Source organism: Paraburkholderia sacchari, assembly GCF_000785435.2.
Lineage (GTDB): Bacteria > Pseudomonadota > Gammaproteobacteria > Burkholderiales > Burkholderiaceae > Paraburkholderia > Paraburkholderia sacchari.
On the sequence record NZ_JTDB02000006.1, the window covers coordinates 73,069 to 85,865 of the forward strand.

At 63.9% G+C, this 12,797-nt stretch carries 14 protein-coding genes and 2 pseudogenes; 9 read left to right on the forward strand and 7 right to left on the reverse strand.

Translation table 11 applies throughout. The annotated features are described in order from the left end of the window. Positions 1-7: 7 nt before the first annotated feature. Both NH14_RS20700 and NH14_RS20705 read left to right on the forward strand, forming a co-directional pair. Complete coding sequence (locus NH14_RS20700; protein ID WP_035529500.1) at positions 8-829, forward strand: SDR family NAD(P)-dependent oxidoreductase; 822 nt, start codon at positions 8-10, stop codon at positions 827-829. A 7-nt stretch (positions 830-836) separates the two neighbouring features. Next, the gene (locus NH14_RS20705; RefSeq protein ID WP_052148207.1) at positions 837-1,199 is read left to right on the forward strand and encodes a DUF4148 domain-containing protein; all 363 of its coding nucleotides are present in this window, start codon (positions 837-839) and stop codon (positions 1,197-1,199) included. Positions 1,200-1,282: 83 nt separating this feature from the next. On the opposite strand, the gene NH14_RS20710 is transcribed toward NH14_RS20705, so the two are convergent. Continuing rightward, positions 1,283-1,744: a MarR family winged helix-turn-helix transcriptional regulator gene (locus tag NH14_RS20710; RefSeq protein WP_035529497.1), complete on the reverse strand. Its 462-nt coding sequence runs from the start codon at positions 1,742-1,744 to the stop codon at positions 1,283-1,285. Positions 1,745-2,031: 287 nt separating this feature from the next. On the opposite strand from NH14_RS20710, the gene NH14_RS20715 reads away from it, so the two are divergent. From NH14_RS20715 to NH14_RS20745, 7 genes and pseudogenes are all read left to right on the forward strand, one after another. Next, positions 2,032-2,451 carry an organic hydroperoxide resistance protein gene (locus NH14_RS20715; protein ID WP_035529494.1) on the forward strand — a complete coding sequence of 140 codons (420 nt, stop codon included), beginning with the start codon at positions 2,032-2,034 and terminating at the stop codon, positions 2,449-2,451. Between the two features lie 87 nt (positions 2,452-2,538). Continuing rightward, on the forward strand, positions 2,539-2,814 hold the full coding sequence (locus NH14_RS20720) for a hypothetical protein (protein ID WP_035529491.1): 276 nt from the start codon (positions 2,539-2,541) through the stop codon (positions 2,812-2,814). Positions 2,815-2,864: 50 nt separating this feature from the next. After that, complete coding sequence (locus NH14_RS20725) at positions 2,865-3,179, forward strand: DUF4148 domain-containing protein (protein ID WP_035529489.1); 315 nt, start codon at positions 2,865-2,867, stop codon at positions 3,177-3,179. A gap of 207 nt (positions 3,180-3,386) precedes the next feature. Further along, positions 3,387-4,031 (forward strand): DJ-1/PfpI family protein, encoded by a 645-nt coding sequence (locus tag NH14_RS20730; protein WP_052148206.1) that lies wholly within the window; start codon positions 3,387-3,389, stop codon positions 4,029-4,031. Positions 4,032-4,074: 43 nt separating this feature from the next. Further along, a pseudogene (locus tag NH14_RS20735) lies at positions 4,075-4,626 on the forward strand (alpha/beta fold hydrolase); the annotation flags it as partial. Beyond that, positions 4,584-5,100: pseudogene (locus NH14_RS20740) on the forward strand (epoxide hydrolase family protein); the annotation flags it as partial. The pseudogenes NH14_RS20735 and NH14_RS20740, both read left to right, overlap by 43 nt. Positions 5,101-5,149: 49 nt before the next feature. After that, positions 5,150-5,623, forward strand: coding sequence for a hypothetical protein (locus tag NH14_RS20745; RefSeq protein WP_035529487.1), 474 nt, complete (start codon positions 5,150-5,152; stop codon positions 5,621-5,623). 118 nt (positions 5,624-5,741) lie between these two features. Here the strand turns inward: NH14_RS20745 and NH14_RS20750 are convergent, their stop codons facing one another. Genes NH14_RS20750 through NH14_RS20775 form a run of 6 tightly spaced genes read right to left on the reverse strand, consistent with a single transcriptional unit; the run spans position 5,742 to position 12,703 of the window. After that, entirely contained in the window at positions 5,742-6,176 is a 435-nt protein-coding gene (locus tag NH14_RS20750) for a RidA family protein (RefSeq protein ID WP_052148205.1), read from the reverse strand. Beyond that, positions 6,163-6,882 (reverse strand): DUF3726 domain-containing protein, encoded by a 720-nt coding sequence (locus tag NH14_RS20755; RefSeq protein WP_168727151.1) that lies wholly within the window; start codon positions 6,880-6,882, stop codon positions 6,163-6,165. The genes NH14_RS20750 and NH14_RS20755 overlap by 14 nt, the downstream gene beginning before the upstream one ends. Positions 6,883-6,890: 8 nt before the next feature. Then, a complete protein-coding gene (locus tag NH14_RS20760; RefSeq protein ID WP_176329272.1) occupies positions 6,891-8,651 on the reverse strand; it encodes a hypothetical protein in 1,761 nt (586 codons plus the stop codon). Next, entirely contained in the window at positions 8,651-10,210 is a 1,560-nt protein-coding gene (locus NH14_RS20765; RefSeq protein ID WP_035529483.1) for a BCCT family transporter, read from the reverse strand. Before NH14_RS20765 ends, NH14_RS20760 begins: the two co-directional genes overlap by 1 nt. A 20-nt stretch (positions 10,211-10,230) precedes the next feature. Beyond that, on the reverse strand, positions 10,231-11,238 hold the full coding sequence (locus NH14_RS20770; protein ID WP_237179719.1) for a dipeptidase: 1,008 nt from the start codon (positions 11,236-11,238) through the stop codon (positions 10,231-10,233). Between the two features lie 22 nt (positions 11,239-11,260). Further along, positions 11,261-12,703, reverse strand: a complete 1,443-nt coding sequence (locus tag NH14_RS20775; protein WP_035529481.1) for an aldehyde dehydrogenase family protein — start codon at positions 12,701-12,703, stop codon at positions 11,261-11,263. Positions 12,704-12,797 lie beyond the last annotated feature (94 nt).

The following is a 12,797-nucleotide window of genomic DNA, read 5'->3' on the forward strand; positions in this document are numbered from 1 at the left end:
GCAGATCATGACACAGGCACATCGAGGCACCGCCCTCATTACCGGCGCATCATCGGGTATCGGCGCGATTTATGCGGAGCGACTGGCTCGGCGCGGCTACGACCTGATCCTGGTGGCGCGCAACCGCGACCGGCTGGTTACCCTTGCGCAGCGCATCACCAACGAGACGCAGCGGAGCGTCGAAGTCGTCGGCGCCGACCTGAACGACCGCACGGACCTCGCGGCCGTCGAGGCCAAACTGAAACACGACGCAAGCATCACGCTGCTCGTCAACAATGCCGGCGTGGGAGCGCATACGCCATTGCTCGAGACCGATGTCGATGCGATGACGCGATTGATCGAACTGAACGTCACCGCGCTCACCCGCCTCACCTATGCCGCCGTGCCGGGATTCGTCGCGCGCGGTACGGGCGCCGTCATCAACGTCTCGTCCGTTGTTGCGATCTCGCCGGAGACGCTCAACGGCGTCTATGGCGGGAGCAAGGCCTTCGTGCTGGGCTTCAGCCAGTCGCTGCACCACGAACTTGCCGACAAGGGCGTTCAGGTGCAGGCCGTCCTGCCAGGCGCCACCGCCACCGACTTCTGGCAGACCGCCGGCCTGCCGGTCGAGCATCTGCCCAAGGAGATCGTGATGTCGGCGCAAGACCTGGTTGACGCCGCGTTAATCGGCTTCGACCGCCATGAGGTCGTCACGATTCCATCGCTGCATGCCGGCGAAGAGTGGGACGCGTACGAAACTACCCGGCGATCGATGGCGCAGCATCTGTCGAGCAGCACGCTCGCCTCTCGGTATGTAACGGCGCAACAGGACGCATCATGCGGAATCTGATCATTCCATGCTATGGATTCCTGACGATGATATCGAGATCATGGCCATGAAATTGCTCTTCAATGCCACCGTGCTGGCCGCCGCCACCGTTGTGCCGCTCGCGGCCTTTGCTCAGACGGTTCAGCCATTGCCCCGCGCCGAAGTGCGTACCGAGTTGACCCGCGCTGAGCAGGCCGGTTATACCCAGGACGACCGGGCTCACTACCTGGAACATAGCGCGGGAAACAGCGAGACTGCACAGGCGCACATCGCCGCGCGCGATGGCGACACGGCGTACGGTGCCAGCACAGGTGGCTCGTCGCAAACGGGGCAACGCACCGAAATAACCGTCAGCCCCTATTCGCCGCCAATCGAAGTCATCGGCCATTGACCGCCTGGCGCCTGGCGCCGGATTCTGAAAGTACGCTTCAGACCGGCCGCAGGCGTCACAGCGTGCCCAGGCGCGGCGTCACTTCACTCCTGTTCTTCCACCGAGCGAACGAGATTGTTGCGCAGCGTGACGATCCCTTTTTGCATCCGCTGGAACTCATCGGGCTTCAGCCCCGTCGCCTTCACCAGGTCCATGGAAAGGCCCTTTTCGCGCAGGCGCCGGCCGCTTTTGGTCAGGCTGACCAGCACCTGGCGCTCGTCGGCGGGGTCGCGCCTGCGCTCCAGGTAGCCCATCGCCTCGAGCTTCTTGAGAATCGGTGTGAGCGTATTCGACTCGAGGAACAATTTCTCGCCAAGGCTGCCGACGGTCTGATTGTCTTCCTCCCACAGCGCTATGATCGCGATGTACTGCGTGTAGGTCAGCCCGAGCTCCTCGAGAATGGGCTTATACGCCTTGCCAAACGCCAGATTCGCCGAATAGACGGCAAAGCACAGAAAGTCCGAAAGCTTCGGCGCGTCGGATGCTGCGGTGTCGGTCGGTTTCATGGGTATCGTCCTCGGCAAAGGTTTCCCTTCGGAGCCTTCATTATATATCGCGCGCGATTTAATCGTAAGCGTCTATCACGGCGGCAGGACATGCCCTCACCCCCGCCAATAAACTCGACCCGCAACCGCTCGCACTGCATTTCTTCGAGGGCGCCCCAATTAAATCGCATGCGATTTGTTCGGAACCGCTTGACATCGCTCAAGATCCGTCCCATCATTCATCTCACGCGATTACATCGCATGCGATTAATACCCGCGTACCTCACCATTAACGAACGGAACCCATCATGAGCCAGATCGAAAACGTCCTCTACACCGGCAAGACCCGCACCACCTCAGGCGGCCGCGACGGCGCTGCGCGCAGTTCCGATGGCCGCCTGGACATCCAGCTTTCGTCGCCGGGCTCCGCAGGTCACGGCACGAATCCGGAGCAGTTGTTCGCCGCCGGCTGGTCGGCCTGCTTCATTGGCGCCATGGGCATTGCGGCCCGCAAGCTCGGCGTCAGGCTTCCAGAGGACCTCACCGTTGACGCCGAAGTGGATCTCGGCACCGTGGGCGATGCCTACTTTCTCCAGGCGCGCCTGAACGTCCGGGTTCCGGGCGTGCCGGGCGACGTAGCCCAGGCCATCGTGGACCAGGCTCACCAAACCTGCCCGTACTCCAAGGCAACCCGCGGCAACATCGACGTCGTCATCAACGTGCTTTAAGCGAAATGCGTCATCGGGCCGGTGCGGAACGCGCAGCCGGTTCGAACACTGCCCTTACTTACGAATATTCTCCGGAGCGTACCCATCATGAAACTGCAACACATTGCATCCCTGCTCGTCACTGTCGTTGCGGCACTCGCCACCCCCGCTTTCGCCAGCGGCTATGGTCCCGCACCCTTCCACGACACGCGCACGGGCGCACCTGCCTCCCAGGCCGGTCCGGGCGTGCAAGTCATTGTTGCGAACAACGCCGACACCACGGATGCACGGTCCGGGTACGGCGGAGTGGCGTCGGGGCATTCGGAATCGGCGAACCGGTTGATGACGGCATCGGCGCACGACGACTTTTTCACTCACCATTGAACCGCTTTTCGGTACAACCCTTGATTAACCATTTGCTTCAGGTACACACCATGAAATCCCTTCATTCTCTCCTCGTCGCCGTGCTCGTTGCGATACCCGTTGTTTCCTTCGCTCAAACGAACGCCCCCGTGACTCGCGCATCCGTGCGCGCCGAGATCGTGCAGTTGCGCGAAGCCGGCTACAACCCGGCTTCGGATCACAACCGCTACCCCGATAACATTCAGGCGACGCTGGCGCGCATTGGCGGGGCAAGCACCTTCGCAACGACTTCGTACGGCCCGTCCAGCGAGGGGACGTCGGCTTCGGGCTCGCGGCAGGCAACACCCGAAACCGCCGGATTTGCTACGATCTACGCTCACCCTTGATGCCTTTTGCGCAGCAACCGCAAGCTCGCGCGAAGCGTTTTCGACGAATCTTGCGGCTGCCCGCTCGCCGCCCTGTCAATCCAGTGCCCGGCACGGGACCCGCCCGACATCCGGACTATGCCGACGCGGCGACGCGTCACGAGGTCTGATCGGTAACAATCGGCGCCACCGTTTCCAAAGAACAACGCTTGAGCCCGCGAGGACACCATGCACATCGCAATCCTGACTTTCGAAGGCTTCAACGAGCTCGACTCGTTGATTGCGCTAAACATTCTCAACCGTGTCAAAGATCCCGACTGGCGGGTGTCGATCGCGAGTCCCACGGCCAGAATACGTTCGATGAATGGCGTGGCGGTCGAGGCGCAGGCGTCGCTGAAAGACGCCTGCGAAGCCGACGCGGTGCTGGTTGGCAGCGGCATCCTGACTCGCGATGTCGTCGCCGATGCCACGCTGATGTCGCAGTTGAGGCTCGACCCGGCGCGCCAGCTGCTGGGCGCGCAATGCTCGGGGACGCTGATACTCGCGAAGCTGGGCCTGCTAAACGGCGTTCCGGCGTGCACGGACGTGACCACGAAACCGTGGGTCGAAGAGGCCGGCATCGCCGTGCTCGACCAGCCGTTCGTGGCCAGGGGGAATGTCGCGACTGCCGGCGGATGCCTCTCGTCGCAGTATCTGGCCGCCTGGTTTATCGCGCGTCTTGCGGGCGTCGAAGCCGCGCGACGCGCGATTCACTATGTCGCCCCGGTGGGGGAGAAGGAGATCTACGTAGCGCGCGCAATGGCGAATATTTCCCCGTTTCTCCAGGAAACGCAGCCCGGCAATTTGACTGAAGTGCTTCGTTCATCGAACTAGCAAGCGAACGGCGTCTGACTATGCAGCTTGCTGCCTGGCAACCCTCGTCTTTGTGCAAGGCGCATTTGCCGATGGATCGAGCTGGGACCAGGTGATCCCGCTACTCGAGGCACGCGGGCTGCACGTAGTCTCCGTTCAGAACCCGCTTAGCTCGCTCGCGGACGATACGGCGGCTGCGAGACGCGCAATAGAACAACAAACGGGCCCCGTCGTGCTCGTCGGCCATTCGTGTGGCGGGGTCGTGATCACTCAGGCAGGCAGTGACGACAAAGTCAAGGCACTCGTATATGTTGCCGCCCTCGTTCCGGACAGCGGTGAATCGGTCAACGACCTGATGAAAAACCAGCCCGCCCCAGCCTGGGCTGGCGAACTCAGGAAGGACTCCGCAAATTTCCTGACGCTGTACACCAAGGCTGTGGTCAACGACTTCGCACAGGACCTGCCGCCAGCGCAGGCACGCATCATCGCAACGACACAAGGGCCGTGGTCCGCGGGCTGTCTGGACGACAAGGTGAGCACCGCCGGCCCAACCCAATGCCTTCAGGACTCTTCATGGCGAATGACCTCCCTCCCCAAACTCCGTCGCGCCGCCGCTTTGCTGGTGTGGCAGCAGCGGCCATTGCTTCGGCCTCACTGGGTCGGCTCGCTTTTGCAGAAACCAGGCTTTCCATCACTGAGGTCGCGCAAGCGCCGGACGGTGACAAGACCGCAATTCGTCCGCTTCGCGTGCATGTGCCGGATTCCCTGCTTGCCGACTTGCGCAGACGCATCAAAGCAACAAGGTGGCCTGAACGCGAGACCGTAACGGACGCTTCCCAAGGCGTGCAGCTCGCGACGATGCAGAGGCTCGCACGATATTGGGCAACAGATTATGACTGGCGCAAGATCGAAACGAGGCTGAACGCCTTGCCGCAGGAACGCATCGGACGCGTTCGATGTCGTGATTCCATCGCTGCCGGGCCACGGGTTCTCGGGCAAGCCAACCACGACGGGCTGGGATCCCGCCCGCATCGCATGTGCATGGGTCGCGCTGATGCAGCGCCTTGGATGCAAGCGATATGTGGCTCAATGATAAACCGTATATACTGTTTATATGATTTCCATACCAGGAGCCTGACATGACCAAAGCAACTGCACGCAAACCCACCAAGAAGGCGCTCGACCGCCCGAAATCGACGAATCCAGGCGGTGAGCAAAGCGAAGTGGAAACTCCCTCGGCAAACGTGAACTCGGGCAGGACCAAAAGCTCAAAGTTCCGGGCGAACGACACGGAATCGGCGAGTCCGGAGTTGGCGGCGCAGGTACGCAAAGCTGCTGGAACGGCCAAGGCCAAGCGTGCAAAGAAGGACAAGGTCATTCGCGACAGCTTCACGATGCCCAAGGCCGACTACGAGCGCATCGCCCAACTCAAGCGAAAGTGCCTCGAAGCTGGTGTCGCGGTAAAGAAGAGTGAGCTTCTGCGCGCCGGCCTGCTGTTACTGGATTCCGCTTCGTCCAAGCGGCTGGTGGCTGCGATTTCGGCCCTCGAAGCTGTCAAGACAGGCCGGCCGGCCAAGAGCGAACAGGATCGCGCCCCATCCTCAGCGACATAGTGTTGACCCAAGTTAGCATTGCCCTCAGGTGACTTGTGCGCAGCAGGCAACCGCATTCTCAGTTTGACGCGCTCAATGTCGCTGCAGATTTCGGCTAGTCGCGGTCCGGCCAGACGCGTCAATGTGCTGGTGCCACGCGAGCGGGCATACATGCGTACGCAACAATCTCGACCAGCATTTCCTCACGTGCGAGCCCGGCAACGACAAAGGACGCACGATTCGGAAATGGCGCCGCGAAATGGCGCAGCCAGACCGCATTGACGGCCGGCAGCCACGCGCGATCCGTCACGTAGATCAGCACCTGCGCGACGTCGCCCACTGATACGCCAGCCGCCATGAGCGTCTGGCACAGGTTCGCGAACACCTGCTGCGCCTGGGCTTCTATGCCGCCGCTCACGACCGCCCCGTCGTCGCCGACCGGAATCTGCGCCGTGTACAACATGCCATTCGCCGTCACCGCCCATTCGAACAGCGGCGTGCGGCTTTGTGGCAGGCCGGTGCTGACGGCCTCGACCGCGCATCGCGCCTTCGTCTCTTGCTCAAAATCCGTCATCGGCCCCTCCCGCACCATGATCGCGCGATGACTGGGTTGCCGCGACCAGTACACGCTCCTTCCACTCGGCCAGACGCGCGGTTTGCGACGCCTCCACGTCGAGGCCGCGCCAGATCGCCTCGTAATAACGTGCTTCGAGCTCCGAAGGATCGGCAGCGCTCTCAAGCGTCGGTGCAATCTCGATCGGCGAGTGCAGTTCGGCATTCGCGCGGCAGCATACGATCAGCTCTTGTGCATCCTCCGCGGCCTGTGCCGCCCCGGAGTCGCAGCCCAAATAGGCCGGCCACGCCGCTTGTCCGGTTGTACTCGCATAATGACGCCCTTCGGCATCGCTCCACGCGAGATCGAAGTGCCGCCCGCGCGCACTCATTGTCTTCAGGCCGTACAGTGCAAGGCGCGGCGCGAGCGTGTGCGAAACGCGCACGATGCCAATGCCGTCACGCGTCGCTTCTGCCCATGCAAGCTCGAACGCGAGCGCGCATCCTGCGAGCCCCATACAGCGCTGGACACGATTTTCGCCAGGCGCGGCGCCTTCAACAACCACCCGTTCGCCGTGCCCGGCGCCAAGCAGGCCATCCAGTGCGCTCAAGCCGTCGAGCCCAAGCGCCTGCAACCAGCCGGCCGCGTCGGCCGCATCCTCGTAGTCGCCCTGCTCCCAGCCGCTGCCCTCCAGGGCGGCGCGGCATAGCGAGACCAGCTCGTTCATCGCCATCTTCATACCTGTGTACTCCCTCTTTCATGACCGTCCGGCACGCACGGAAACAGCCCGTCATCGATCATGTCCGGCGCGAGGTCGTCGAGCGTCGGCGCCCCCTGGAACAGCGTGACCCGCACCCACAGGTTCGATTTCGGATCGAACTTGCTCGCGCCAAACATGGAGAGCTTCGCTCGCATCAAGTCGATCGGCAGCATGTCCTGCGCGAGCAGGTTCTCGCGAATCTCGCCATACGCGCGCCCCGCCAGCGACTGCACGCGGCGCACGATCGCGCGATACTCGGGATGCTCGGCCACGAACGCCGCGACGCCCATATCGTCTTTCGCATCCTGGAGCCGCGCATGCAGACGCACGACCTGCCGCGCGATGTCGAGCGGCAACTCGCGTTCGGCACCCGGCTCTTCCGCGCGGATGCCAAGACGCGGCTCCTCCTTCTCGGCGGAGCGGTACCAGAAGAAGTGCGTGTCGTCGCGCTGTGCCTCGGGCTGCGTGAGCGCCCAGCGGTAGTCGTGCGCCACGAGCGAGCGCAGCGCGCTCACGCGCATGTCGGGATCGAGCCGCAGCGTATCGTCGACCGGTGCGCCGCAATCGATCGAATCGACGCGCTCCGGGTACAACTCGAGCAGCACCGCCACGAGCACCTCTTGCGCGGCGCACGAGAGTTGCGCCGTGGCCCACGCAAGCAGCGCGCCCCAGCGCAATGGCTGCGGCTGCGCCGCTTCGTGCTGCAACGCGCGCTCGAGACGCGGCAGCTCGGTGAGCAGTCGCGCGTTGCGCGCGGCCTCGCGCGGATGGTCCGTATGGACCTGCGCGATATGGCGAGCGGCGCGCGCGAGCAGCGTGCGCGCACGGGCGAGCGTGGCTGCATCGACAGACTCGACTGCCAGCACGCGCGCGAGCGCGGTCTCGCGTGAGCGTATCCACTGGTCGAGCTGGGCCGGGTGGCGCACGAGGAACGGCGCCATGCCGAGCCCGGTTGCGTTGCCGACGCCAAGATATCGCCGGTAGCTGCGCGCCAGCTTGACCGCTGCACGCGGATTGCGCCGCGCCGCCATGTGCTCGACAAGGCGTACGCTGAAATCGCGCAAGACGAACACTGCGCACATCTGCGCCGAAAACCCCGAGCGGAACGCCTGGCTATCGATGAGCCGCGTGTAATCAGCAATGCCAAATTTTCCATTGCCGTACACGGCCGTCGTGCGGATCAGGTAACCCACGCGCTCGAACACGGCCGGGTCCGGTTGCCGCCCTTCGGCGAGGCAATTCACGACATAGTCGAAGTTGCGCACGCTCTTGTTCGCCCGGCACAGCACGAGATCATGCGCGCGTTGCCGGCCCGCCTCCTGCAGCGGCACGTTGGCTCGCAATTGCGCGAGGTCCGCTGCTTCAGGCACGCCGCACACGAGTGCGCACGTGATGTCCCACTTCTCGGCGATCACACGGTCGGTGCGCTCGGCAGCGTCCAGGTACTGCGAAAAGATCACCTGGCTGTAACGCTCGCCATAGGCTTCGATCGTATAGACGCACGTGCCATAGCCGTTGTCGTCGAGGTCCATCTGCGCGACGCGGATGCGCCAGTTGTCGCGCGCCATGCGCCTCACGATCGCGCGCACGAAGCTGAGCCGCGTACCGTGCATGGCGCCGAGCCGCTCGGTGCGATTGGTGACATCGGGGCCGCGCATCTCGGGGACTTCTTCCATGTCATGCGAGCGCGCCTCGCACACCAACGCGCCGCCTCTGTCCAATGCTGCAATGGTCATCACTTCACTCCCTGCTCAACGGCCATCGTGCGCGCGATTCGCACGGCATCCCACAGCGAAGGCAGGATCAGGATCGAAACCGGCACCGCCGTGATGACGATAAACGATTGCAACGCGCTGATGCCGCCCGCTCCCATCGTGATCAGCACCGCGCCCACGAGCCCCATGCCTGCGGCCCAGAAGATCTTGAGCCACGCGCTGGGTTCGCCGCCACGATCTCCGGTCATTGCCATCGCGATCGTGTAGGCCATCGAGCCGCCGTTCGTCACCACCGAAAAGAAACTGAGGAACAGGAACAGCGCCGAAATCAGGTTGCGCAGCGGCATGGCCTGGGCGACGCCGAGCAGCAGCGCCTCGGGCAGCGTGCCGTGCGAAACCACCTTGCCCGGCGAAGCCAGTTCAATGCCGATGCCCGCGCCGCCCACGAGCGTAAACCACAGCATTGTGATCAGCGGCGCCGCGATCGAGAGCAGCACCACAAGCTCGCGAATCGTGCGGCCGCGCGACACCTTCGCGACATAGATCGCCATGATGGGCGCATAGCCGATGAACCAGCCCCAGTAGAACAGCGTCCATGCGTTAAGCCATTTGCTGTCGCCGCGGTACATCGCCGTCTGCACGAAGTCCACGAGGTGCGTCGAGAACGCCTTGAAGAACACGCTGCTCAGGAAACTCGTGGGGCCGCAGACATACAGATACGCGGCGAGGCCCAGCATCAGCCACACGTGGATTTTGCAGACGAAACGCAGCCCTTCGAGACCGGCGATGCAGGCGGTCGTGAAGATGGCGGTCACAGCGAGGATCACGAGTGCCTGGGTTGCGATCGTATCGGGCACGTTCCACACCGAATGCAGCACATAGGCGATCTGCAGGCCGAGAAAGCCAATCGGGCCGATGGTGCCAGCCGCCACCGCGATGATCGACGTGGCGTCCGCCAGCGCCGCAATCGGGCCCTGGAGCGCACGCTTGCCGAACAGCGGATACAGCAGCGTGCGCGGAGCAAGCGGCAAGCCTTTGTCGAAATGCAGGTGCATGAACACGATGGTCAGCAGACTGCCCAGCACGGCCCACGCCAGAAAGCCCCAGTGAAGAAACGACTGGGCTAGCGCGGCCACGCCAGCCGCCTCGCTGCGCGGCGCAGCGCCGAAGAGCGGCGGCGGGCTCATGAAATGCATGAGCGGCTCCGCGGCGGCCCAGAACGCACCGCCACCGGCCAGCAGCGCGCACATGATGATCACCACCCAATTGAATGTCGAGTTCGAAGGAGTTGCGGTGCGGCCGCCGAGTTTCACGCGGCCCAGCTTCGAAAACGCAATGCCGAGACTGACCACAAAGGTCGCGAGCATGAGCAACTGCCAGTACAGCCCGAAGCCTCGCGTTGCCCAGCCGAAGGCTGTGTCGACCGCCGCCGAGAGCCACGGCAGGTTGACGAGCGCAGCGGCGAGAAACAGCGCGAAGAAGCCGCCGCTGATCGTGAAGATGGGCCAGTCGATGCTGCCCTTGCGAATGCCCGCCTGCGGCGGCGCGGCCGCGAGGTCCGGCGATGTCGGTATTTCCATGTCTCCTCCAGATGTGAATATTAGTCTTGCGTGCGCTCGTGGCGCTGCTCGGCATCGCGCAGGATCCGCATCCAGTTGCCGCCCATGATTTGAGCGACCTCCGCATCGGTAAAGCCCGCGTGGACGAGTGCCGCCGTGAGGTTCGGAAAGTCGGCGTTCGAGCCGAACCAGGTCACGGGCTCGGGCCATGCCGCGTTATCGGCGCTGCCTTCGCCGTAATCGGTCTGCTTGCTCCAGCGGCCATTGCGCATCCACTCGAGCACGCGGTACGGCTGCCCCTGGCACAGGTCGCTGCCTATGCCCACGTGGTCGATGCCGATGAGTTCGACCGTGCGCGCGACCATGTCGGTGAACTCGCCGGGCGTGCAGCGGCTGCCGTTCTTCAGATGAAACGGATAGAGGCTGAAGCCGACCAGGCCGCCGCGCTCGCCGAGTGCGCGCAGCACCGCGTCCGACTTGTTGCGCCTGGCCTCGTGAAAAAACGAGGGATTCGCGTGGCTGATCACAATCGGCCGCGAAGACAGCGCAATCGCTTCGAGCGTCGAGCGCTCGGCGCTGTGCGACATGTCGATCACCATGCCCACGCGGTTCATCTCCTCGATCACCGCGCGGCCGAACCGCGTGACGCCGCCATCGGCCGACTCATAGCAGCCCGTGGCCAGCAGGCTCTGATTGTTGTAAGTGAGCTGCATCGTGCGCACACCGAGATCGCGAAACACCTCGACGAGTCCGATGTCGTCCTCGATCGGCGAACAGTTCTGCAGTCCAAATAAAATGGCGACCTTGCCGGCCCGTTTCGCCGCCAGCACGTCGTCCATCGTGCGCGCTGGCACCACGAGATCGGCGTGGCGCTCGAAGCGCGCGTTCCATTCGGCGATGCGCGTGAGCGTCTCGCGTGCATTCTCCCAGTAGACGATGGTCGCGTTGACAGCCGCGACGCCGCCGTCGCGCATCTGTTCGAAGATGCCGCGGTCCCAGTTCGAGTATTGCGTGCCGTCGATGACGACAAGCGAGTCATGCAGGTTCATATCGGTCGTTCCAGGGCTTGTGCTATGCGCGTGTGTAGGCGGTCTTCAGCGTGGTATAGAACTCGGCCGCATTCGGGCCCTGCTCGCGCGGGCCGTAGCTCGACGCCTTGCGTCCCCCGAACGGCACGTGATAGTCCGTGCCGGCGGTCGGCAGGTTGACCATCACGCAGCCGGCCTGGGCGTGGCGGCGGAAATGCGTCGCGTGGCGCAGCGATTGCGTCACGATGCCGGCCGTAAGGCCGAACGCCGTGTCGTTCGCTACCGCCAGCGCTTCTTCGTAGTCGCGCACGGGGATCACGCAGGCAATCGGGCCGAACATCTCGTCGCGATTGATTTGCATATCGTTGCGGCCATGATCGAATAGCGCGGGCGACATGCACCAGGCGCGCTCGGGGCGCGCGAGCGCCTCGCCGCCGCGCACGAGCCGCGCGCCCTCGCGCTGGCCGAGCGCGACGTAGCGCAGATTCGCTTCGAGCTGGCGCCCATCGATCACGGGGCCCATCTGCACGCCTTCGTCGAGCGCGCGGCCGACCCGCACGCTGGAGAGCCGCTCGGCGAGCCGCTCGACGAACGCCGCGTGGATGCCCGGCGTCACGACGAGCCGCGACGAGGCGGTGCACTTCTGCCCGGTGCCCGAATACGCCCCTTGAAACGCGCACTCGACCGCGAGATCGAGATCGGCGTCATCGAGCACGACGAGCGCGTTCTTGCTGCCCATCTCCATCTGCAACTTGATGAGATTCGGCGCCGCCACGGCAGCGAGACGGCGGCCGGTTTCGAGCGAGCCCGTGAACGAGATGCCGTCAACGCCCGGCGAACTGGCGAGGCGGTTGCCGACGGCCTCGCCCGGCCCCATCAGCAGGTTGAAAGTGCCGGGAGGCAGCGCCTGCCGGCTGATGATTTCCGCGAGCGCCCAGGCGCTGGCCGGCGTGAGGTTGGCCGGCTTGAACAGCACGGCGTTGCCGAATGCGAGCGCCGGCGCGATCTTCCAGCTTGCGGTCGCCATCGGAAAGTTCCACGGCGTAATGATGCCGACCACGCCGAGCGGCTCGCGCCGGACATCGATCTCGATGCCTGACCGCACCGAATCGGCGTTGCTGCCAAGCTGCCGCAGCACTTCGGCTGCGAAGTAATGGAAGAACTGGCCCGCACGCGCGACCTCGCCCACGGCCTCCGCGAGCGTTTTGCCCTCCTCGCGCGCGAGTTGCCGGCCCAACTCTTCGCGGCGTGCGATCAGCTCGTCGCCAATCGCGCGCAGCACGTCGTGGCGCTTTTCGAGCCCCGTGGCGGCCCACTGCGGTTGCGCGCGGCGCGCGGCTTCGATGGCTTGCTGGACCTGAGCGCCAGTGGCCTGGGCATACACGCCGATCAGGTCGTCGGTATCGGACGGGCTGCGGTTTTCAACGAAGGTCTCGCCGGCCAGCCATTGGCCGTCGATCCAGTTCAAAAATGTCTGAGGATTCATCTTCGATCTCAACGCGATTGACGTGAGAGCGATTCTAGAAACCGGGCTAAAATAACCAAAACCAATTTTTCTGATCAAAATATTTATAATTCTT

Coding starts and splice junctions, on each gene's coding strand:
- NH14_RS20720 (WP_035529491.1), top strand. CDS start 2,539: ATGAAACTGCAACACATTGCATCCCTGCTCGTCACTGTCGTTGCGGCA.
- NH14_RS20760 (WP_176329272.1), bottom strand. CDS start 8,651: ATGACCATTGCAGCATTGGACAGAGGCGGCGCGTTGGTGTGCGAGGCG.
- NH14_RS20730 (WP_052148206.1), top strand. CDS start 3,387: ATGCACATCGCAATCCTGACTTTCGAAGGCTTCAACGAGCTCGACTCG.
- NH14_RS20770 (WP_237179719.1), bottom strand. CDS start 11,238: ATGAACCTGCATGACTCGCTTGTCGTCATCGACGGCACGCAATACTCG.
- NH14_RS20750 (WP_052148205.1), bottom strand. CDS start 6,176: ATGACGGATTTTGAGCAAGAGACGAAGGCGCGATGCGCGGTCGAGGCC.
- NH14_RS20745 (WP_035529487.1), top strand. CDS start 5,150: ATGACCAAAGCAACTGCACGCAAACCCACCAAGAAGGCGCTCGACCGC.
- NH14_RS20725 (WP_035529489.1), top strand. CDS start 2,865: ATGAAATCCCTTCATTCTCTCCTCGTCGCCGTGCTCGTTGCGATACCC.
- NH14_RS20715 (WP_035529494.1), top strand. CDS start 2,032: ATGAGCCAGATCGAAAACGTCCTCTACACCGGCAAGACCCGCACCACC.
- NH14_RS20710 (WP_035529497.1), bottom strand. CDS start 1,744: ATGAAACCGACCGACACCGCAGCATCCGACGCGCCGAAGCTTTCGGAC.
- NH14_RS20765 (WP_035529483.1), bottom strand. CDS start 10,210: ATGGAAATACCGACATCGCCGGACCTCGCGGCCGCGCCGCCGCAGGCG.
- NH14_RS20775 (WP_035529481.1), bottom strand. CDS start 12,703: ATGAATCCTCAGACATTTTTGAACTGGATCGACGGCCAATGGCTGGCC.
- NH14_RS20755 (WP_168727151.1), bottom strand. CDS start 6,882: ATGAACGAGCTGGTCTCGCTATGCCGCGCCGCCCTGGAGGGCAGCGGC.
- NH14_RS20700 (WP_035529500.1), top strand. CDS start 8: ATGACACAGGCACATCGAGGCACCGCCCTCATTACCGGCGCATCATCG.
- NH14_RS20705 (WP_052148207.1), top strand. CDS start 837: ATGCTATGGATTCCTGACGATGATATCGAGATCATGGCCATGAAATTG.